General features: G+C 72.8%; 19 protein-coding genes and 1 rRNA gene. 19 read left to right on the top strand and 1 reads right to left on the bottom strand.

Going from position 1 to position 20,037, the window contains the following annotated elements; all coding sequences use genetic code 11:
• Positions 1 to 224 precede the first annotated feature (224 nt).
• From infC to pheT, 6 genes are all read left to right on the top strand, one after another.
• The gene (gene infC / locus N912_RS0143620; protein ID WP_051581638.1) at positions 225 to 776 is read left to right on the top strand and encodes a translation initiation factor IF-3; all 552 of its coding nucleotides are present in this window, start codon (positions 225 to 227) and stop codon (positions 774 to 776) included.
• Positions 777 to 877: 101 nt separating this feature from the next.
• A complete protein-coding gene (gene rpmI / locus N912_RS0143615) occupies positions 878 to 1,072 on the top strand; it encodes a 50S ribosomal protein L35 (RefSeq protein WP_028927401.1) in 195 nt (64 codons plus the stop codon).
• 78 nt (positions 1,073 to 1,150) lie between these two features.
• Entirely contained in the window at positions 1,151 to 1,540 is a 390-nt protein-coding gene (gene rplT / locus N912_RS0143610) for a 50S ribosomal protein L20 (protein ID WP_028927400.1), read from the top strand.
• 23 nt (positions 1,541 to 1,563) lie between these two features.
• Positions 1,564 to 2,403: a TrmH family RNA methyltransferase gene (locus N912_RS0143605; protein ID WP_028927399.1), complete on the top strand. Its 840-nt coding sequence runs from the start codon at positions 1,564 to 1,566 to the stop codon at positions 2,401 to 2,403.
• 73 nt (positions 2,404 to 2,476) lie between these two features.
• On the top strand, positions 2,477 to 3,556 hold the full coding sequence (gene pheS, locus N912_RS0143600) for a phenylalanine--tRNA ligase subunit alpha (protein WP_028927398.1): 1,080 nt from the start codon (positions 2,477 to 2,479) through the stop codon (positions 3,554 to 3,556).
• Between the two features lie 21 nt (positions 3,557 to 3,577).
• Positions 3,578 to 6,070: a phenylalanine--tRNA ligase subunit beta gene (gene pheT / locus N912_RS0143595; protein WP_028927397.1), complete on the top strand. Its 2,493-nt coding sequence runs from the start codon at positions 3,578 to 3,580 to the stop codon at positions 6,068 to 6,070.
• A gap of 37 nt (positions 6,071 to 6,107) precedes the next feature.
• Here the strand turns inward: pheT and N912_RS0143590 are convergent, their stop codons facing one another.
• Positions 6,108 to 6,860: a DNA alkylation repair protein gene (locus N912_RS0143590; protein ID WP_051581623.1), complete on the bottom strand. Its 753-nt coding sequence runs from the start codon at positions 6,858 to 6,860 to the stop codon at positions 6,108 to 6,110.
• A 20-nt stretch (positions 6,861 to 6,880) separates the two neighbouring features.
• On the opposite strand from N912_RS0143590, the gene argC reads away from it, so the two are divergent.
• The 13 genes from argC to N912_RS0143525 all read left to right on the top strand — a co-directional run.
• Positions 6,881 to 7,900: an N-acetyl-gamma-glutamyl-phosphate reductase gene (gene argC, locus N912_RS0143585; RefSeq protein ID WP_037069794.1), complete on the top strand. Its 1,020-nt coding sequence runs from the start codon at positions 6,881 to 6,883 to the stop codon at positions 7,898 to 7,900.
• The gene (argJ, locus tag N912_RS0143580) at positions 7,897 to 9,054 is read left to right on the top strand and encodes a bifunctional glutamate N-acetyltransferase/amino-acid acetyltransferase ArgJ (RefSeq protein ID WP_028927394.1); all 1,158 of its coding nucleotides are present in this window, start codon (positions 7,897 to 7,899) and stop codon (positions 9,052 to 9,054) included. The genes argC and argJ overlap by 4 nt, the downstream gene beginning before the upstream one ends.
• Positions 9,051 to 9,944: an acetylglutamate kinase gene (gene argB, locus N912_RS0143575; RefSeq protein WP_028927393.1), complete on the top strand. Its 894-nt coding sequence runs from the start codon at positions 9,051 to 9,053 to the stop codon at positions 9,942 to 9,944. Before argJ ends, argB begins: the two co-directional genes overlap by 4 nt.
• Positions 9,941 to 11,119, top strand: a complete 1,179-nt coding sequence (locus N912_RS0143570) for an acetylornithine transaminase (protein ID WP_028927392.1) — start codon at positions 9,941 to 9,943, stop codon at positions 11,117 to 11,119. The genes argB and N912_RS0143570 overlap by 4 nt, the downstream gene beginning before the upstream one ends.
• Positions 11,112 to 12,041 carry an ornithine carbamoyltransferase gene (argF, locus tag N912_RS0143565; RefSeq protein WP_028927391.1) on the top strand — a complete coding sequence of 310 codons (930 nt, stop codon included), beginning with the start codon at positions 11,112 to 11,114 and terminating at the stop codon, positions 12,039 to 12,041. Before N912_RS0143570 ends, argF begins: the two co-directional genes overlap by 8 nt.
• Positions 12,038 to 12,544 (top strand): arginine repressor, encoded by a 507-nt coding sequence (locus N912_RS0143560; protein ID WP_028927390.1) that lies wholly within the window; start codon positions 12,038 to 12,040, stop codon positions 12,542 to 12,544. Before argF ends, N912_RS0143560 begins: the two co-directional genes overlap by 4 nt.
• A 4-nt stretch (positions 12,545 to 12,548) precedes the next feature.
• Positions 12,549 to 13,748 carry an argininosuccinate synthase gene (locus N912_RS0143555; protein ID WP_028927389.1) on the top strand — a complete coding sequence of 400 codons (1,200 nt, stop codon included), beginning with the start codon at positions 12,549 to 12,551 and terminating at the stop codon, positions 13,746 to 13,748.
• A complete protein-coding gene (gene argH / locus N912_RS0143550) occupies positions 13,697 to 15,160 on the top strand; it encodes an argininosuccinate lyase (RefSeq protein WP_211261608.1) in 1,464 nt (487 codons plus the stop codon). Before N912_RS0143555 ends, argH begins: the two co-directional genes overlap by 52 nt.
• Positions 15,161 to 15,165: 5 nt before the next feature.
• Positions 15,166 to 16,413, top strand: coding sequence for an aspartate aminotransferase type Ic (locus N912_RS0143545; protein WP_028927387.1), 1,248 nt, complete (start codon positions 15,166 to 15,168; stop codon positions 16,411 to 16,413).
• Entirely contained in the window at positions 16,410 to 17,036 is a 627-nt protein-coding gene (locus N912_RS0143540) for a DNA-3-methyladenine glycosylase (protein WP_028927386.1), read from the top strand. Before N912_RS0143545 ends, N912_RS0143540 begins: the two co-directional genes overlap by 4 nt.
• A gap of 58 nt (positions 17,037 to 17,094) precedes the next feature.
• Positions 17,095 to 18,084: an iron-siderophore ABC transporter substrate-binding protein gene (locus N912_RS0143535; protein ID WP_037069793.1), complete on the top strand. Its 990-nt coding sequence runs from the start codon at positions 17,095 to 17,097 to the stop codon at positions 18,082 to 18,084.
• Positions 18,085 to 18,114: 30 nt separating this feature from the next.
• Positions 18,115 to 19,392, top strand: coding sequence for a tyrosine--tRNA ligase (tyrS, locus tag N912_RS0143530; RefSeq protein WP_028927384.1), 1,278 nt, complete (start codon positions 18,115 to 18,117; stop codon positions 19,390 to 19,392).
• 369 nt (positions 19,393 to 19,761) lie between these two features.
• Positions 19,762 to 20,037 (top strand): 16S ribosomal RNA (locus N912_RS0143525); the annotation flags it as partial.

Below are 20,037 nucleotides of genomic sequence, written 5' to 3'. Positions count from 1 at the left end.
CCGCTCCCACCCGGCATCGCCTCAGGTGCCCGGGTCCGGTCCCGCCGCCGGCGACGGTGGCGGCGTTGCGTGTGACGGTTCGTCGCACGCCGATCGGTCGGCGCGGGCCTCGCAGCCATTGTGGCGGCGGGGCCTTTGTCGTGGTTCGGGAATCCACTGGCGGTCGACGGTGTTGCGCAGGCGACAACGAGTGTCACGCACGACCCCGAGACAGAGGAGACCCCATCAGCACAGAGACGCGCATCAACGACCGGATCCGCGTGCCGGAGGTCCGCCTGGTCGGACCGAACGGTGAGCAGGTCGGCATCGTGCGCATCGAAGACGCCCTGCGCCTGGCCCGAGAGGCCGATCTGGACCTGGTCGAGGTGGCCGCACAGGCGCGGCCGCCGGTCTGCAAGCTCATGGACTACGGGAAGTTCAAGTATGAGAGCGCGCAGAAGGCCCGCGAGTCCCGGCGCAACCAGCAGCTCACCGTGATCAAGGAGCAGAAGCTCCGTCCGAAGATCGACACCCACGACTACGAGACGAAGAAGGGCCACGTCCGGCGCTTCCTCGAACACGGCAACAAGGTCAAGGTGACGATCATGTTCCGGGGCCGGGAGCAGTCCCGTCCGGAGCTCGGATTCCGGCTGCTGCAGCGGTTGGCCGAGGACATCAGCGATCTCGGCGTCGTGGAGGCCGCGCCCAAGCAGGACGGCCGCAACATGACGATGGTGATCGCGCCGCACAAGAACCGGGCGAAGCCGAAGCCCGCGGCGGCGGCGAGCGACTCCTAGTCGACAAGCCCCCGACCGTCCGGCCGGCGTGCTACCGGCCGGATCGGTACGACAGGCTCGTCCGAGGACAGCCTTCCGAACGAGAACGCGAAGGATTTTTCATGCCCAAGAACAAGACCCACAGCGGGATCTCGAAGCGGGTCAAGGTCACCGGAAGCGGCAAGCTGCGTCGCCAGAAGGCCGGCCTGCGCCACCGGCTGGAGGTCAAGTCGAGCCGGGAGACCCGCAGGCTGGCCGGGACCACCGACGTGGCGCCCGCCGATGTCAAGCGGGTCCGCAAGATGCTCGGCCGCTGACGCCGCGCTCGCGCCGCAAGGACCCCACGCCCGAGCGGGCGGCCCCGCCGCCCCACCCGACCGAATAAGGATGTAGCAGTGGCACGCGTGAAGCGGGCGGTCAACGCCCAGAAGAAGCGACGGTCGACCCTCGAGGCGGCCAGCGGATACCGGGGCCAGCGCTCCCGCCTGTACCGCAAGGCCAAGGAGCAGATGCTCCACTCGCTCAACTACGCCTACCGTGACCGCCGTGCCCGCAAGGGCGACTTCCGCCAGCTCTGGATCACCCGGATCAACGCGGCCGCCCGTGCCAACGGCATGACCTACAACCGCTTCATCCAGGGCCTGCGCGCCGCCGAGGTGGAGGTCGACCGCAAGATCCTGGCCGAGCTCGCGGTCAGCGACCCGACCGCGTTCGCCGGCCTGGTCGAGCTGGCCAAGGCGAACGCGCCGGCCGGGCGCCCCGCCAAGGACGACTCCGCGGCCTGAGCCCGCCCCCGTACCCAGCGGCCATGGCCGAGTGCACCGAGCGCACCCCGCGCGTGGTCGCGGCGCGCAAGCTGCACCGCCGGGCCGCGCGCGAGCGGGTCGGGCGCTTCCTCGCCGAGGGCGCGCAGGCGGTCGGCGCCGCGCTGGCCGCCGCGCCCGGCTCGGTACGGGTGTACGAGGTGTTCGTCACGCCGGCGGCGGCGGACCGCAACCCCGGGCCGCTGGCCGCCGCGCACGCCGCCGGCGTGACCGTGTCGATGATCACCGAGCGAGCCGCCGCCGCGCTGTCCGAGACGGTCACCCCGCAGGGGCTGGTCGCGGTGTGCGGGCTGCTCGACGTACCCATGGCCGAAGCACTGGACGGTGACCCGAGGCTGGTGGTGGTGCTGGTCGGCGCGTCCGACCCTGGCAACGCCGGCACCGTGATCAGGGTCGCCGACGCGGCCGGCGCGGACGCCGTGCTCCTGGCCGGCGACGCCGTGGACCCGCACAACGGCAAGTGCGTGCGGGCCTCGGCCGGCAGCGTGTTCCACCTGCCGGTGGCGCGGGAGCGCGACGTCGCCACGGCGCTCGCCGCCTGCCGGGAGGCCGGCCTTCGGCTGTTCGCGGCCACCGCCATCGGCGAGCGCGACCTGCACGACCCGGCCACCTCGGCGGCACTGGCCGGGCCGGCGGCGTGGCTGTTCGGCAACGAGGCGCACGGCCTGCCCGCCGAGGTCGCGGCGGCCGCCGACGAGCGGGTCAGGGTGCCGATCTACGGCCGGGCGGAGAGCCTGAACCTGGCCACCGCATCGGCGGTATGCATATATGCGACAGCGCTAGTACAGCGTGGCGCTACGATTTCACCAGATGCCGCTCGGTGACCACGTTCGGTAACCAAGCGGCATCTGGTCATCCAAGCCATCCCATTCAGCGAAGAGAGCGCGGCTCGTCCCCATGTCCGGTGTGAACGACGACTACGACCCCAAAGAGGTCGCGGCCCTGCGGCCGGAGGCGCTCACGAGCGCCGTGGCGGAGGCCGAGAAGGCCTTTACCGAGGCCGCCGACCTGCACGCGCTGACCGCCGTGAAGTCCGCGCACCTGGGGGACCGCTCGCCCGTGCTGTCCGCCCGCCGGGAGATCGGCGCGCTGCCACCGCAGGCCAGGGCCGAGGCCGGCAAGCGGGTCAACGAGGCCCTGCAGTCCGTCCAGAAGGCGTTCGAGGCGCGCCGTGCGAAGCTGGAGGAGGAGCGCGACGCCCGGGTCCTCGCCGACGAGCGGGTGGACGTCACGTTGCCCTGGGACCGCGTCGCGCGCGGCGCCCGGCACCCGGTCACCCAGATCTCCGAGCGGATCGCCGACGTGTTCGTCGGCATGGGCTGGGAGGTGGCCGAGGGGCCGGAGGTGGAGACCGGCTGGTTCAACTTCGACGCGCTGAACTTCGGCAAGGACCATCCGGCCCGGGCCATGCAGGACACCTTCTACGTCGACTCCGGGCGCCCGGAGGAGGACTCCGAGCTGGTCCTGCGCACCCACACCTCGCCGGTGCAGGTGCGGGCGCTGCTGGAGCGCCCGCTGCCGGTCTACGTGGTGTGCCCGGGGCGGTGCTACCGGACCGACGAGCCGGACGCCACCCACAGCCCGGCGTTCCACCAGGTCGAGGGCCTCGCGGTGGACGAGGGCATCACGATGGCCCACCTCAAGGGCACCCTTGACGCGTTCGCCCGGGCGATGTTCGGGCAGACGTCGAAGACCCGGCTGCGGCCGTCCTACTTCCCGTTCACCGAGCCGTCCGCCGAGGTGGACGTCTGGTTCCCGGAGAAGAAGGGCGGCGCCGGCTGGATCGAGTGGGGTGGCTGCGGCATGGTGAACCCGAACGTGCTGCGGGCCTGCGGCGTGGATCCCGTCCGCTACACCGGCTTCGCGTTCGGCATGGGCCTGGAACGCACCCTGATGTTCCGCAACGGCCTGCCGGACATGCGCGACATGGTCGAGGGCGACGTCCGGTTCACCGCCGCCTTCGGCGTCGACGGCTGAGATCCTGCGAGGAGCGATTACGTGCGTGTTTCGGTGTCGTGGCTGGCCGAGCAGGTCCGGCTGCCCGAGGGCATCACGGCGGAGGAGATCGCCGAGGCGTTCGTCCGGGTCGGGCTGGAGGTCGAGCAGATCCATTCGCCGCCCGAGGTGAGCGGGCCGCTGCGGCTGGGCCGGGTGGTCTCGTTCGAGCAGCTCGAGGACGTCAAGAAGCCGATCCGGTACTGCCAGGTCGAGGTCGGCGAGATCGCCCCGCGCGGCGTCATCTGCGGGGCGACCAACTTCGTCGAGGGCGACACGGTGGTGGTCGCGCTGCCCGGCACGGTGCTGCCCGGCGACTTCGTGATCTCCGCGCGCACCGCCTACGGGCACGTCTCGGACGGGATGATCTGCTCGCCGGCCGAGCTGCGGCTGGGCACCGACCACACCGGGATCCTGGTGCTGCCGCCGGAGAGCGGCGACCCCGGTGACGACGCGGGCGCGGTGCTCGGGCTGGACGACCCGGTGATCGAGCTGGCGGTCACCCCGGACCGGGGCTACTGCTTCTCGGTGCGCGGGCTGGCCCGCGAGCTGGCGTGCTCGCTGGACGCCCTGTTCGGCGACCCGGCCAGGATCGAGCTGCCGGCCGCCGAGGGTGAGGCGTGGCCGGTGCGGATCGAGGACCCGGAGGGCTGCCGCCGGTTCGTGGCCCGCCGGGTGACCGGGGTGAACCCGGAGGCGCCCAGCCCGTGGTGGATGCGCCGGCGGCTGATCGCGGCCGGGATCCGCCCGATCTCGCTGGCGGTGGACGTCACCAACTACGTGATGATGGAGCTGGGCCAGCCGCTGCACGCCTACGACACCACCCGGCTCACCGAAGCCATCGTGGTGCGCCGCGCCGGGCAGAACGGCGAGGCGGGGGAGAAGCTCACCACCCTGGACGGCACCGCCCGCGAGCTGGACCCGGACGACCTGCTGATCACCGACGGCAGCGGCCCGATCGGGCTGGCCGGGGTGATGGGCGGCGCGACCACCGAGATCTCCGAGTCCACCCGCGACGTGCTGCTGGAGGCGGCCAACTTCGAGCCGGCGGTGATCGCGCGGGCGGCGCGGCGGCACAAGCTGCCCAGCGAGGCGTCCAAGCGGTTCGAGCGCGGTGTGGACCCGGAGCTGGGCGCGGTGGCCGCCGAGCGGGCGGCGTCGCTGCTGGTCCGCTACGGCGGCGGCACGATCGAGGCCGGCCGCACCGACGTGGGCGAGCCGCCCGCGCTGGCGCCGGTGGTGATGCCGCTGGAGCTGCCCGACCGGATCGCGGGCGTGCACTACGAGCGCGGCGTGACCGCCCGGCGGCTGGGCCAGATCGGCTGCCACGTTGAGCTGCGGACCTCGGCCTCGGCAGGCAACGCGGAGATCGTGGCCACCCCGCCGAGCTGGCGGCCCGACCTGCTGGCCCCGGCCGACCTGGTCGAGGAGGTGCTGCGGCTGGAGGGGTACGAGTCGATCCCGTCCGTACTCCCGCTCGCCGCCCCCGGGCGCGGGCTCACCCCGGCGCAGCGGCGGCGCCGGGCGGTGTCGCACGCGCTGGCCGAGGCGGGCTACAGCGAGGTGCTGCCGTTCCCGTTCATCTCCGGCTCGGTGTTCGACGACTTCGGCTGCCCGGAGGACGACGCCCGCCGGCGGACGCTCACGGTGCTCAACCCGCTGGACACCGAGCGCCCTGAGCTGGCCAGCACGCTGCTGCCCGGCCTGCTCGACACGGTGGTCCGCAACGTCTCGCGCGGGCTGGCCGACGTGGCGGTGTTCCAGATCGGGCAGGTGGTGCTGCCGCACACCGAGCCGGCCCCGGTGCCGTCGGTGCCGGTGGACGCGCGCCCGTCCGACGAGCAGATCCGCGCGCTGCTGGACGCGCTGCCGGCGCAGCCGGTGCACGTCGCGGTGGCGCTGGCCGGGGTGCGCGAGCGGCCGGGCTGGTGGGGGCCGGGCCGGTCCGCGAACTGGGCGGACGCGGTGCACGCGGCCCAGCTGGTGGCGGACGCGGCGGGCGTGGAGCTGACGGTGGCCGCCGCCGACCTGCCGCCGTGGCACCCGGGGCGGTGCGCGCTGCTGCGGGTGGGTGAGTGGCCGGTCGGGTACGCGGGCGAGCTGCACCCGAAGGTCGTCGAGGCGCTCGGGCTGCCGGCCCGGACCTGCGTGATGGAGCTGGCGCTGGACGCGCTGCCGCTGACCGAGCGTCGGCCCGCGCCGCAGATCTCGCCGTTCCCGCCGGTCCTGCTGGACGTGGCGTTGATCGTCAACGAGGAGCAGCCGGTGAGCAAGGTGGCCGAGGCGCTGCGCGAGGGCGCCGGCGAGCTGCTGGAGCACCTGCGGCTGTTCGACGTCTACACCGGCGACCAGGTCGGCGAGGGCAACCGCTCGCTCGCGTTCAAGATGCGGATGCGCGCCCCGGACCGGACGCTGACCGGCGAGGAGGCCATCGGCGCCAGGGACTCCGCCGTGGCACTGGCCGCCGAACGCTGCGGCGCCTCCCTCCGCGCCTGATCAGACCCCGTGAGTGGTTAGCGTTGTCATAGCAACGCTAACCACTCACGGGGTCGAGGCGCCTGAGCGCTTCGCGGCGGGAGAGTGGGGACAGGTCGGGGTGGGCGGCGACGAACGCGCGGACCCAGTCGGGGTCGGTGCGGGCGTATTGCCGTAAGGCCCAGCCGATGCCCTTGCGGAGGAAGAAGTCCGGCTCGCCGATGGCCGCCTCGATGCAGTCGGTGAGTAGCCGCACGTCGGTGGCGTCCTTGGAGCCGAGCTGGCAGATGATCGCGGTGCGGCGCAGCCAGCGGTCCTCGGACGCCGACCATTCCCGGACCACCGGGTCCAGCGTCACGGGGTGGGCGCGGAGCAGCGGGCCGATCCGGCGGTTGGCGATCTCGTCGACGTAGTCCCACCAGGCGCCGTCGACTATCCAGTGCCGGTACAGCGGCACCTGGTCCGGCGTGAGCCAGCGGGTGTAGCGGCGGTGGCCGGTCAGGGCGAGCGCGAGGTAGCGCTCCTCGCGGTACTCGGCCTCGTCCCAGAGGGTGCGGACGGTCAGTTCCAACGCGGCGGCATCCGGTAGCGGGTGCTCGGCGACCAGCCGGCGTTCGAGCCCTGACCTGGCCGGTTTCGGTACGCCGAGGAACGGCATCTCCGAGCGCATGTAGCGGCGCATCTCGGGCGCGGCCACCGGGTCGGCGAGCGCGCGCAGCCCGTCGCGCGCGGCGTCGAGCAGTGGCGTGATCTCCACCGGCGCAGCGTAGTCGGTCACACCATCGAGCGGCAGTCTTGCATAGATCTGCATGCTCCTGCATAGTCATGCGTATGGTGCGGATCGCGGTGGCAGGGGCCAGCGGGTACGCCGGCGGCGAGCTGCTCCGGCTGTTGTTGGCCCATCCGGAGGCGGAGATCGGCGCGCTGACCGCCGGCGGGAACGCGGGCGCGCGGCTCGGCGAGGTGCAGCCGCACCTGGTCCCGCTGGCCGACCGCGAGCTGGAGGAGACCGACGCGGACAACCTGGCCGGCCACGACGTGGTGTTCCTGGCGCTGCCGCACGGGCACTCGGCGGCGCTGGCCGCCCAGCTCGGCCCGGACACGGTGGTGATCGACTGCGGCGCCGACCACCGGCTGGCCGACCCGGAGGCGTGGCGGCGCTGGTACGGCGGCGAGCACGCGGGGAGCTGGCCGTACGGGCTGCCGGAGCTGCCCGGGCAGCGGGAGAAGCTGGTCGGCGCCCGGCGGGTCGCGGTGCCCGGCTGCTACCCGACGGTGGCCAGCCTGGCGCTGGCGCCCGCGCTCGCGGCAGGCCTGGTCGAGCCCGACGTGGTGGTGACCGCCGTGACCGGCACCTCCGGCGCGGGCAAGTCGCCCAAGCCGCACCTGCTCGGCTCCGAGGTGATGGGTTCGGTGAGCGCCTACGGGGTCGGCGGCGTACACCGGCACACCCCGGAGCTGGTCCAGAACCTGTCGGCGGCCGCCGGGGCGCCGGTCATGGTGAGCTTCACCCCGGTGCTGGCGCCGATGCCCCGGGGCATCCTGGCCACCTGCACCGCGCGTACCACTGCGACACCCGACGACCTGCTGGCGGCGTACCACAAGGCGTACGGCGACGAGCCGTTCGTCCACCTGCTGCCCGAGGGCGCCTGGCCGAGCACCGCGATGACCCTGGCCGCGAACACGGTGGCGCTGCAGCTCACCGTCGACGCGGACGCCGGCCGGCTGGTCGCGGTGGCCGCCATCGACAACCTGACCAAGGGCACCGCCGGTGGGGCGGTGCAGTGCATGAACCTCGCCGTCGGCCTGCCGGAGACCACCGGCCTTCCCCTCACCGGAGTCGCCCCGTGAGCATCACCGCCCCCGCCGGATTCCGCGCCGCCGGCGTGGCCGCCGGCATCAAGAGCAGCGGCGCGCTGGACCTCGCGCTGGTCGTCAACGACGGCCCGGACCGGCACGCGGCCGGCGTGTTCACCCGCAACAAGGTCAAGGCCGCGCCGGTGCTGTGGTCGCAGCAGGTGCTCACCGCCGGGCGGCTGCGCGCGGTGGTGCTCAACTCCGGCGGCGCCAACGCGTGCACCGGGCCGCAGGGCTTCCAGACCACCCACGCCACCGCCGAGCGCGCCGCCGAGCTGCTGGGCTGCGGCGCGGCCGAGGTGGCCGTCTGCTCCACCGGCCTGATCGGCGCCCAGCTGCCCAGGGACGGGGTGCTGGCCGGGGTCGGGGCGGCGGCGGACGCGCTGTCCGCCGAGCCCGAGGCCGCCACCGCCGCCGCGACCGCCGTGCTCACCACGGACAACCACCCGAAGCAGGCGGTGTCCGAGACAAACGCCTGGCGGGTCGGCGGGTTCGCCAAGGGCTCCGGCATGATCGCCCCGGCGATGGCCACCATGCTCGCGGTGCTCACCACCGACGCCGTGGTCGACCCCGCCGAGCTGGACAAGGCACTGCGCACGGCCACCGCGCGGACCTTCGACAGGCTGGACATCGACGGCGGCACCTCCACGAACGACACCGTGCTCCTGCTCGCCTCCGGCGCGTCCGGGGTGAGAGTGGCCGGCGACGAGCTGACCGAGGCGGTCGCGACAGTGTGCGCCGACCTGGTCGGACAGCTCCAAGCCGACGCCGAGGGCGTCACCAAGCACGTCACGGTCGCCGTCCTCGGTGCCGCCAGCGAGGAGGACGCGCTGACCGCCGCCCGCGCCGTGGCCAGGGACAGCCTGGTGAAGACGGCGTTCTTCGGCTCGGACCCGAACTGGGGGCGGGTCGCCATGGCGGTCGGGAACGCGGACGCCAACCTGGACCCGAACCGCCTGGAGATCCGGATCAACGGCGTCACGCTCTGCCGCAACGGCGAGGCCGCCGGCGACCGGCACGCCGCCGACCTGTCCGGCCGGGACATCCTGGTCGAGATCGACCTCGGCGTGGGCGACTCCGCGGCGCAGATCCTGACCACCGACCTCTCGCACGCCTACGTCGAAGAGAACAGCGCGTACTCGTCATGACGGTGACCCCGCAGCAGCGGCTCGCCCACGCCGGCGAGAAGGCGGCCGTGCTGGCCGAGGCGCTGCCCTGGCTGCAGACCTTCCACGGCAAGATCGTCGTGATCAAGTACGGCGGCAACGCCATGATCGACGACGAGCTGAAGGCCGCGTTCGCGCAGGACATGGTGTTCCTGCGGCTGGCCGGCATCCACCCAGTGGTGGTGCACGGCGGCGGCCCGCAGATCACCGCCATGCTCGGCCGGCTCAACCTGCCCGCCGAGTTCCGAGGCGGACTGCGGGTGACTACCCCGGAGACCATCGACGTGGTGCGCATGGTGATGGTGGGGCAGGTCGGGCGCGAGCTCGTGGGGCTGGTGAACGCGCACGGCCCGTACGCGGTGGGCATGTCCGGGGAGGACGCCGGGCTGTTCACCGCCGAGCGGCGCACCGCGCTGGTGGACGGCGAGGCGGTGGACATCGGGCTGGTCGGCGAGGTCGTCGAGGTGAACGCGGCGGCCGTGCTGGACATCGTCGCGGCCGGCCGGATCCCGGTGGTCGCGGGCGTGGCGCCGGACGCGGACGGCACCGTCTACAACATCAACGCCGACAGCGCCGCCGCCGCGCTCGCCGAGGCGCTGGGCGCGGCCAAGCTGGTGGTGCTGACCGACGTGGAGGGCCTGTACGCGAACTACCCGGACCCGGACTCGCTGATCAGCGAGCTGACGGCGGACGAGCTGGAGCCGATGCTGCCGTCCCTGGCGTCCGGCATGGCGCCCAAGATGGAGGCCTGCCTGCGCGCGGTGCGCGGCGGTGTCCCGCGCGCGCACGTGATCGACGGCCGGCTGGCGCACTCGGTGCTTCTAGAGGTGTTCACCCCGGAGGGAGTGGGAACGATGGTGGTCCCAGCATGAACATGGCGGCGCGGTGGCAGGCCGCGATGATGAACAACTACGGCACCCCGCCGCTCGCGCTGGTGCGCGGCGAGGGCGCGTACGTGTGGGACGACGAGGGCCGCCGCTACCTGGACCTGCTCGCCGGCATCGCCGTCAACTCCCTCGGGCATGCGCACCCCGCCGTGGTGGAGGCGGTCAGCAACCAGGTCGCCACCCTCGGGCACGTGTCCAACCTGTACCTGGCCGAGCCGTCCATCGAGCTGGCCGAGCGGCTGACCGGCCTGCTCGGCGTGGCCCCCGGGGGCGCCCGCGCGCTGTTCTGCAACTCCGGCGCCGAGGCGCTGGAGGCCGCGTTCAAGATCTCCCGCCGGACCGGCCGCACCAAGCTGGTGGCCGCCGAGAACGCCTTCCACGGCCGCACCATGGGCGCGCTCGCCCTCACCGGCCAACCACCCAAGCGTCAACCGTTCGAGCCGCTGCCCGGCTCCGTCACCCACGTCCCGTACGGCGACGTGGCCGCGCTGGAGGCCGAAGTCGACGCGGACACCGCCGCCGTCGTCCTGGAACCGATCCTGGGCGAGGCCGGCGTGGTCATCCCGCCCGAGGGCTACCTCCAAGCCGCCAGGGAGATCACCCGCCGCCACGGCGCCCTGCTGGTGCTCGACGAGGTGCAGACCGGCATCGGCCGCACCGGGCACTGGTTCGCCCACCAGGCCGCCGGCGTCACCCCCGACGTGATCACGCTGGCCAAGGGCCTGGCCGGCGGCATGCCGATCGGCGCCTGCATCGGCATCGGCGCCGCCGGCGAGCTGCTCGAACCCGGCCAGCACGGCACCACGTTCGGCGGCAACCCGGTCTGCTGCGCCGCCGCACTGGCGGTGCTGCGGACGATCGAAAAGGACGGCCTGCTCGGCCAGGTCGACAGGGTCGGCAAGGAGCTGGCCGCCGGCGTCGACGCGCTGGGCCACCCACTGGTCGGCAGCGTCGAGGGCGCCGGCCTGCTGATCGGCATCGGGCTCACCGCCCCCGCCGCGCCCGCCGCACTGGCCGCCGCCCGCGACGCCGGCTTCCTGATCAACAACACCGCCCCCGACCGGCTGCGGCTGGCCCCGCCGCTGATCCTGAGCCACGAGCAGGCCGCCGAGTTCCTGGCCGCCCTGCCCGCGATCCTGGACAGGGCCGGCGATGGTTAGGCACCTGCTGCGCGACGACGACCTGAGCCCGGACGAGCAGCGCGCCGTCCTCGACCTCGCCGCCGAGCTCAAACGCGACCGCTACGGCCGCCAACCGCTGGCCGGGCCGAAGCCGGTCGCCGTCCTGTTCGACAAGAGCTCGACCCGGACCAGGGTGTCGTTCGAGGTCGGCATCGCCCAGCTCGGCGGCCACCCGCTGGTGATCGACGCCGCCGCCAGCCAGCTCGGCCGCGGCGAGACGATCGCGGACACCGCCCGGGTCCTGTCCCGGTACGTGGACGCGGTGGTCTGGCGCACCAGCGGCCAGCAGCGGGTCGAAGAAATGGCCGCCGCCGCGTCCGTCCCGGTGGTCAACGCGCTGACCGACAGCTTCCACCCCTGCCAGGTGCTCGCCGACCTGCAGACCATCCGCGAACGGCACGGCCGCCTGGCCGGCCTGACCCTGGTGTACCTGGGCGACGGCGCGAACAACATGGCGCAGTCGCTGCTGCTCGGCGGGGTGACCGCCGGCCTGCACGTCCGGATCGCCGCGCCGGCCGGCTTCACCCCCGACCCCGACGTGGTCCGCGGCGCCAAGGCCCGCGCCGACCAGACCGGCGGCAGCGTCACGCTGCTGACCGACCCGGAGACCGCGGTGGCCGGCGCGGACGTGGTGGCCACCGACACCTGGGTGTCCATGGGCCAGGAGGCGGACGCGGCGCAACGCCACGCCCCCTTCCTGCCGTTCCAGCTCAACGCCGCCCTGCTGGCCCACGCGAACCCCGGCGCGATCGTGCTGCACTGCCTGCCCGCGCACCGGGGCGACGAGATCACCGACGAGGTGATCGACGGCCCGGCCAGCGCGGTCTGGGACGAGGCGGAGAACCGGCTGCACGCCCAGAAGGCCCTGCTGACCTGGCTGCTGACCCAGGACGAGCGATGAGCGTCCCCACCCGGGTGGCCAGGCAGGCCAGGATCGTCGAGCTGATCGGCCAGCGGGCCATCCGCAGCCAGGCCGAGCTGGCCACCCTGCTGTCCGCCGAGGGCGTCGAGGTCACCCAGGCCACCCTGTCCCGGGACCTCGACGAGCTGGGCGCGGTGAAGCTGCGCGGCCCGGACGGCGGCGCGCCGGTCTACGTCCTGCCCGAGGACGGCCACCCGATGCGCGCCTCGGCCGGCGGCACCTCGCGGCTGGCCCGGCTGCTCGGCGAGCTGCTCATCTCCGCCGACACCAGCGGAAACCTGGTAGTCCTGCGCACCCCGCCGGGCGCCGCGCAGTTCCTGGCCAGTGCGCTGGACCGGGCCGCGCTGCACGACGTGGTCGGCACCATCGCCGGCGACGACACGGTGCTGGTCATCGCCAGGGAGGGCTCGCTCACCGGCGCCGAGCTCGCCGACCGGCTGCGCGCCCTCAGCACCACCCACACCCCAGACGAAAGGAAGTAAAGACATGACCGAGCGGGTCGTACTGGCCTACTCAGGCGGGCTGGACACCTCGGTGGCCATCGGCTGGATCGGCGAGGAGACCGGGGCCGAGGTGGTCGCGGTCGCGGTCGACGTCGGCCAGGGCGGCGAGGACCTGGAGGAGATCCGCAAGCGGGCGCTGGCCTGCGGCGCGGTCGAGGCGGTGGTCGCGGACGCGCGCGACGAGTTCGCCGACCAGTACTGCCTGCCCGCCCTGCAGGCCAACGCGCTGTACATGGACCGCTACCCGCTGGTGTCCGCGCTGTCCCGCCCGCTGATCGTCAAGCACCTCGCGGCGGCCGCGAAGGACCACAACGCGACGATCGTGGCGCACGGCTGCACCGGCAAGGGCAACGACCAGGTGCGGTTCGAGGTCGGCATCGGCGCGCTCGCGCCCGACCTGAAGGTGATCGCCCCGGTCCGCGACTTCGCCTGGACGCGGGAGAAGGCGATCAGCTACGCCGAGGACCGCAACCTGCCGATCGACGTCACCAAGAAGTCGCCGTTCTCCATCGACCAGAACGTCTGGGGCCGCGCCGTCGAGACCGGGTTCCTGGAGGACCTGTGGAACGCCCCCACCAAGGACGTCTACACCTACACCCAGGACCCGCAGCAGTTCCAGCCCGCCGACGAGGTGACGATCACCTTCGAGGCCGGCGTCCCGGTGGCCCTGGACGGCGAGCGGGTCACGGTCCTGCAGGCCATCCAGCGGCTCAACGAGCTGGCCGGCAAGCACGGCGTGGGCCGGCTGGACATGGTGGAGGACCGGCTGGTCGGCATCAAGAGCCGCGAGGTCTACGAGGCCCCCGGCGCGATCGCGCTGATCACCGCGCACCAGGAGCTGGAGAACGTCACCGTCGAGCGTGACCTGGCCCGGTTCAAGCGCACCGTGGGCCAGCGCTGGACCGAGCTGGTCTACGACGGCCTGTGGTTCTCCCCGCTGAAGTACGCGCTGGACGCCTTCGTCGCCGAGACCCAGAAGCACGTCTCCGGCGAGATCCGCCTGGAGCTGGCCGCCGGCAAGGCCACCGTGACCGGCCGGCGCAGCGGCTCGTCGCTGTACGACTTCAACCTGGCCACCTACGACGAGGGCGACGCGTTCGACCAGACGCTGGCCAAGGGCTTCGTGCAGCTCTGGGGCCTGCCGTCCAAGATCGCCGCGAAGCGGGACCTGGGCGCGCGGTGACCAGCAAGCTCTGGGGCGGCCGCTTCGAGGGCGGCCCTGCTGACGCGCTGGCCGCGCTTTCGAAGTCAACGCACTTCGACTGGCGGCTGGCGCGCTACGACATCGCCGGCTCCCGGGCGCACGCCCGGGTGCTGCACCGGGCCGGCCTGCTCACCGGCGACGAGCTGGCCGGCATGCTGGCCGGGCTGGACAAGCTGGAGGCCGACGTCACCTCCGGGGAGTTCGCCGCCGCCCCCGACGACGAGGACGTGCACTCCGCGCTGGAACGCGGCCTGATCGAGCGGGTCGGCCCCGACCTGGGCGGCAAGCTGCGCGCCGGCCGCTCCCGCAACGACCAGATCGCCACCCTGCTGCGGATGTGGTGGCGCGACACCGCCCGCTCGGTGGCCTCCGGCGTGCTGGACGTGGTGGACGCGCTGCGCGCGCAGGCCTCCCGGCACCTGGACACCGCCATGCCCGGCCGTACCCACCTGCAGCACGCCCAGCCCGTCCTGCTCGCCCACCACCTGGCCGCGCACGGGCACGCGCTGCTGCGCGACGTGGACCGGCTGCGCGACGCCGACCGCCGCGCCTCGCTGTCCCCGTACGGCTCCGGCGCGCTGGCCGGCAGCTCGCTCGGGCTGGACCCGGAGGCGGTCGCCGCCGAGCTGGGCTTCGCCGGTTCGGTGCCCAACTCCATCGACGGCACCGCGTCCCGCGACATCGCGGCCGAGGCCGCGTTCGTGCTGGCCATGGTCGGGGTGGACCTGTCCCGGCTGGCCGAGGAGGTGATCCTCTGGGCCACCGTCGAGTTCGGCTACGTCACGCTGCACGACGCGTACTCCACCGGCAGCTCGATCATGCCGCAGAAGAAGAACCCGGACGTGGCCGAGCTGGCCCGGGGCAAGGCCGGACGGCTCATCGGCAACCTGACGGGGCTACTGGCCACCCTGAAAGCCCAGCCGCTGGCCTACAACCGGGACCTGCAGGAGGACAAGGAGCCGCTGTTCGACTCCGCCGACCAGCTCGCCCTGGTGCTGCCCGCGATGGCCGGCATGGTGGGCACCCTGACCTTCCACCCCGCCCGGCTGGCCGAGCTGGCCCCGGCCGGGTTCACGCTGGCCACCGACGTGGCCGAATGGCTGGTCAGGGCCGGGGTGCCGTTCCGGGTGGCGCACGAGGCGGCCGGCGCCTGCGTGCGGATCGCCGAGGCGCGCGGCGTCGGGCTGGACGAGCTGACCGACGAGGAACTGGCTTCGGCGTCGCCGGCGCTGGGTCCTAAGGTTCGTGAGGTGCTGACAGTGGCCGGTTCCATCGCGTCCCGTGACGCCCGGGGCGGTACCGCCCCCGGCCGGGTCGCCGAGCAGCTGGTGGAGATGCGCTCGGCGGTGGAGGACGCGCGGCGGTGGGCCGGCCCCCCTGAGAAGAGATGAGTCCCGTGACCGTGTCCCCAGTCGACGCCGCGTCGGCCAAAGCCGAGTACGAGGCCCTGGTCGCCCAGGGCATCACCCTGGACCTCACCCGGGGCAAGCCCTCGGCCGAACAGCTCGACCTCTCGTCGGAGATGTTGACCCTGCCGGGGGAGAACTTCCGCGCCGCCGACGGCACCGACGCCCGCAACTACGGCAACCTGCGCGGACTTCCCGAGCTGCGGGAGATCTTCGCCGGGCCGCTGGGCGTGCCGGCGGAACAGCTGGTCGCGGCCGGCAACTCCAGCCTGGCGCTGATGCACGACTCGGTGGCGAACGCCCTGCTCAGCCCGGTCCCCGGGGCCACCCGCCGGTGGGTGGAGGAGCCCAGGGTGGCGTTCCTGGCCCCGGTGCCCGGCTACGACAGGCACTTCACCGTGTGCGAGCGGCTGGGCGTGGAGCTGGTGCCGGTGCCGATGACCCCGCACGGCCCGGACATGGACACCGTGGAGCGGCTGGTCGCCGAGGACGCCTCGATCAAGGGCATCTGGTGCGTGCCGCTGTACTCCAACCCGACGGGCATCGCCTACTCGGACGAGACGGTCCGCCGCCTGGCCGGCATGCCCACCGCCGCCCCGGACTTCCGGATCATGTGGGACCACGCCTACGCCGTGCACCACCTGACCGACACCCCGGCGCGCGTCGCGGACATCCTGCCGCTGGCCGCCGAGGCCGGTCACGCGGACCGCCCGCTGGTGTTCGGCTCCACCTCGAAGATCACCCTGGCCGGCGGCGGGGTGGCCTTCCTGGGCGCCTCTACGGCCAACCTGGACTGGTGGCTGCGCCGGCTGGAGGCCCGCACCATCGGCCCGGACAAGCTCAACCAGCTCCGGCACGCCCGTTTCCTGCGCTCCGTGGACGGGGTGGCCGAGCACATGCGCAGGCACCGCGAGCTGATCGCGCCGAAGTTCGCCGCCGTCCAGCGCGTGCTGGCGGAGAACTTCGCCGACACCCCGGGGGTGAGCTGGTCCGAGCCGGCCGGCGGCTACTTCATCACGCTGACGGTGCCGGACGGGCTGGCGTCCGAGGTGGTGCGGCTGGCCAAGGCGGCCGGCATCGCGCTCACCCCGGCCGGCGCCACCCACCCCTACGGCAAGGACCCGGACGACGCGATCATCCGCCTGGCGCCCACCTTCCCGCCGCTGGCGCAGGTGGAGCGGGCGATCGCGGCGGTGGCGGTGTGCCTGCGGCTGGCCCTGGCGACCTCCGGGCGGTGACCGCGCCGCTGCTCGGTCGGCAGGAGCTGGCGACGGACGTGCTGGACGCGGCGCACCGGCTGCTCGGCTGCACCGTCGAGGCGGACACCCCGGACGGGCCGGTCGCGGTGCGGCTGGTCGAGGTGGAGGCCTACCGCGGCGCCGACGACCCCGCCTCGCACAGCTACCGGGGCCGCACGCCGCGCAACACCGTGATGTGGGGGCCGGCCGGCCACCTGTACGTCTACTTCGTGTACGGCATGCACTTCTGCGCGAACGTGGTGTGCCTGACCGAGGGCGTGGCCGGGGCCGTGCTGTTGCGCGCCGGCGAGGTGGTCAGCGACGTGGCGCTGGCCAGGGCGCGGCGTCCGACCGCGCGCCGGGACGCCGAGCTGGCCAGGGGGCCGGCGCGGTTGGCCTCGCTGCTCGGCCTTGGCCGCGAGCACAACGGGGTCGACCTGACCGATCCCGGCTCGCCGGTGCGGCTGCTCGCGGCCCCGCCGGTGCCGTTGGAGTCGGTGCGCAGCGGCCCCCGGGTGGGGGTGGCGGCGGCGCACGAGCTGCCCTGGCGGTTCTGGCTGGACGGGTCGCCCTCGGTGAGCCAGTACCGGCCGGGGCGCAACGCCACCGTACGAGCGGTATGAGGTTCGACTCAGCCCGCCCACCTGGACCGGGTGGATAGGCGAGCCTTACCTTCTGGCGGTGACTCGACGATGGCTGACGCTGCTGGTGGGTCTGACGCTGGTCTTCGCGGCCGGTTGCTCGAGCGGGCCGACCCAGGAGAGCGCCCCGTCCGGCGGTCCGGGGTTCCCGGTGTCGATCCCGAACCGGTACGGGGAGACGGTGGTGCCGGCGGAGCCGAAGCGGGTGGTGTCGATCGGCTACACCGACCAGGACACGATCCTGGCCTTCGGCGTGGTGCCGGTGGCCATCCGCGAGTTCATCGGCCATCAGCCCTCCGCCACCTGGCCGTGGGCCCGGCCGATGCTCGGCGACGCCAAGCCCGAGGTGCTGCCGGCCTCGGACGTCAGCGTCGAGAAGCTGGCCGGCCTGCGGCCCGACCTGATCGTGGCGATGACGGCCGGGCTGAGCCGCGAGCAGTACGAGACGTTCAGCAAGATCGCTCCCACCCTGGTCCCGCCGGCCCAGTTCATCGACCACGGCGTGCCGTGGCAGGAGACCACGCGGCTGATCGGCGCCGCGTTGGGCAAGCCGGCCAGGGCCGAGCAGATGGTCACCGACCTGGAGCGCAGGTTCGCCGAGGCGCGCGCGGCGCACCCGGAGTTCGCCGGAAAGCTGGTGGCCGGCGCCCGGCCCAACTCGGTGGACCCGTCGCAGTACATGGTCTGGGGCTCGCAGGACGTGCGCGCCAGGTTCTTCTCGGCGCTCGGCTTCGGCACCCCCGCCGAGTTCGACAGGCGCGCGGGCATGCGCTTCTACGCCCAGCTCAGCACGGAGCTGCTCGGCCGGCTGGACGACTCCGACCTGGTGGTCTGGATCACCGGCGGGGAGGCCGAGCGCGCCCGGATACCCCAGCTCGCGGGGTACGAGAGGCTGCGCGTGGTGCGGGAGAACCGCACGCTGGTGCTCGACGACGAGCTGTCGGCGGCGCTCTCGTTCAGCAGCGTGCTGAGCCTGCCGGCGGCCCTGGACACCCTGCCGGCCCGGATGGCCGAGCGGCTGCCGCGATAGTCGCTGGCCCGGTGCGGGATGATCGGACCCGTGAGTGAGCACATTCTCGACGAGCTGACCTGGCGCGGACTGATCGCGCAGAGCACCGACCTTGACGCGCTGCGCCGCGACCTCGACCCCGGTCCGCTCACGCTGTACTGCGGGTTCGACCCGACCGCGCCCAGCCTGCACGCCGGCAACCTGGTGCAGTTGCTCACACTGCGGCGCTTCCAGAACGCCGGGCACCGGCCGATCGTGCTCGCCGGCGGCGCCACCGGCATGATCGGCGACCCCCGCGACACCGGGGAGCGCACGCTGAACGCGGTGGACACCGTCACCGAGTGGGCGGTCCGGATCCGGCGCCAGCTGGAGCGGTTCGTGGAGTTCGGCGCCTCGCCGACCGGCGCGCTGGTGGTCAACAACCTGGACTGGACGGGCCAGCTGACCGCGCTGGAGTTCCTGCGCGACGTCGGCAAGCACTTCTCGATCAACACCATGCTCGGCAGGGAGACGGTCAAGCGCCGGCTCGACGGCGAGGGCATGTCGTACACCGAGTTCAGCTACCTGCTGCTGCAGTCCTACGACTACCTGCAGCTGCACCGGGCGCACGGCTGCCGGCTGCAGATCGGCGGCTCGGACCAGTGGGGCAACATCGTCGGCGGGGTCGACCTGGTCAGGCGCGTGGACGCCTCGGTCGTGCACGCGCTGACCACCCCGCTGGTGACCGACGCCGACGGCCGCAAGTTCGGCAAGTCCACCGGCGGCGGCAACGTCTGGCTCGATCCGGAGATGACCTCCCCGTACGCCTGGTACCAGTACTTCGTGAACGTCGCCGACTCCGACGTGGGCAGGTACCTGCGGCTGTTCACCTTCCTCGGCCGCGAGGAGCTGGACGCCCTGGACGAGCAGACCGCCAGCCGGCCACAGGCCAGGGCCGCGCAGCGCCGGCTGGCCGAGGAGCTGACCACGCTGGTGCACGGCGCGGACGAGACCGACCGGGTCATACGGGCTAGCCAGGCCCTGTTCGGCCGCGCCGAGCTGCGCGAGCTGGATCCCGGCACGCTGCGCGCTGCCCTGGCCGAGGTGCCGTCCAGCACGACGTCCCTGGCCGCCGGCCCGACCATCGTGGAGCTGCTGGTGGACACCGGTCTGGCGGCCAGCAAGGGGGCCGCGCGGCGCACGGTGGCCGAGGGTGGGGCCTACGTGAACAACGCGAAGGTCGTGGACGAGGAGTGGCGCCCGTCCGGGGACGACCTGCTGCACGGACGGTGGTTGGTGGTCCGAAGAGGCAAGCGTCACACTGCCGGTGTGGAGATCGTCTCTGGCTAACTCGGCGACCGTTCGTCGCAGGGCTGACCTGCGGAAATGTCGTTCGGCGACGGGTGGGGGTGCCGATTTGACTTTGGTCGGGCACGGTCTGTAACTTTCTCTTCGTCACCGAGCGGGACGGACGGAAGCCAGAACCACTGGCGAGACGCCCCCGGACCGCGAAGAGGTGGCAAACCCTCGAAGATCTGCAGGGCGAGCGGTTGCGACCGCGACTCGGACTGTGTATCGTGTGAGAGTTGCCCCGGATCCCTACACTTGATCGTGTGGTGGTCTGGTGCGCGGATGTCTTTTGAGAACTCAACAGTGTGTCGAGCTTTATATTTCTGGTTTGTTTGTGCCAGTTTGTGTTGTTTTTGTTTGTCAGGGTTTTCTGTGGAGAGTTTGATCCTGGCTCAGGACGAACGCTGGCGGCGTGCTTAACACATGCAAGTCGAGCGGTAAGGCCCTTTCGGGGGTACACGAGCGGCGAACGGGTGAGTAACACGTGGGTGACCTGCCCCGCACTTCGGGATAAGCCTGGGAAACTGGGTCTAATACCGGATGTTACACATGGTCTCGCATGGGGTTGTGTGGAAAGTTTTTTCGGTGTGGGATGGGCCCGCGGCCTATCAGCTTGTTGGTGGGGTGATGGCCTACCAAGGCGAC

Source organism: Actinospineispora acaciae DSM 45401, from assembly GCF_000620785.1.
Lineage (GTDB): Bacteria > Actinomycetota > Actinomycetes > Mycobacteriales > Pseudonocardiaceae > Pseudonocardia > Pseudonocardia acaciae.
Note: the sequence above shows the minus strand (reverse complement) of the source record. Positions and strands in the feature narration are given on the sequence as shown.

Bases quoted from the DNA above. Each gene is read 5' to 3' on its own strand.
- N912_RS0143570 (WP_028927392.1), top strand. From the start codon at position 9,941: ATGAACATGGCGGCGCGGTGGCAGGCCGCGATGATGAACAACTACGGC.
- N912_RS0143560 (WP_028927390.1), top strand. From the start codon at position 12,038: ATGAGCGTCCCCACCCGGGTGGCCAGGCAGGCCAGGATCGTCGAGCTG.
- argF (WP_028927391.1), top strand. From the start codon at position 11,112: ATGGTTAGGCACCTGCTGCGCGACGACGACCTGAGCCCGGACGAGCAG.
- N912_RS0143605 (WP_028927399.1), top strand. From the start codon at position 1,564: ATGGCCGAGTGCACCGAGCGCACCCCGCGCGTGGTCGCGGCGCGCAAG.
- pheS (WP_028927398.1), top strand. From the start codon at position 2,477: ATGTCCGGTGTGAACGACGACTACGACCCCAAAGAGGTCGCGGCCCTG.
- argC (WP_037069794.1), top strand. From the start codon at position 6,881: ATGGTGCGGATCGCGGTGGCAGGGGCCAGCGGGTACGCCGGCGGCGAG.
- argB (WP_028927393.1), top strand. From the start codon at position 9,051: ATGACGGTGACCCCGCAGCAGCGGCTCGCCCACGCCGGCGAGAAGGCG.
- rpmI (WP_028927401.1), top strand. From the start codon at position 878: ATGCCCAAGAACAAGACCCACAGCGGGATCTCGAAGCGGGTCAAGGTC.
- N912_RS0143590 (WP_051581623.1), bottom strand. From the start codon at position 6,860: ATGCAGATCTATGCAAGACTGCCGCTCGATGGTGTGACCGACTACGCT.
- N912_RS0143555 (WP_028927389.1), top strand. From the start codon at position 12,549: ATGACCGAGCGGGTCGTACTGGCCTACTCAGGCGGGCTGGACACCTCG.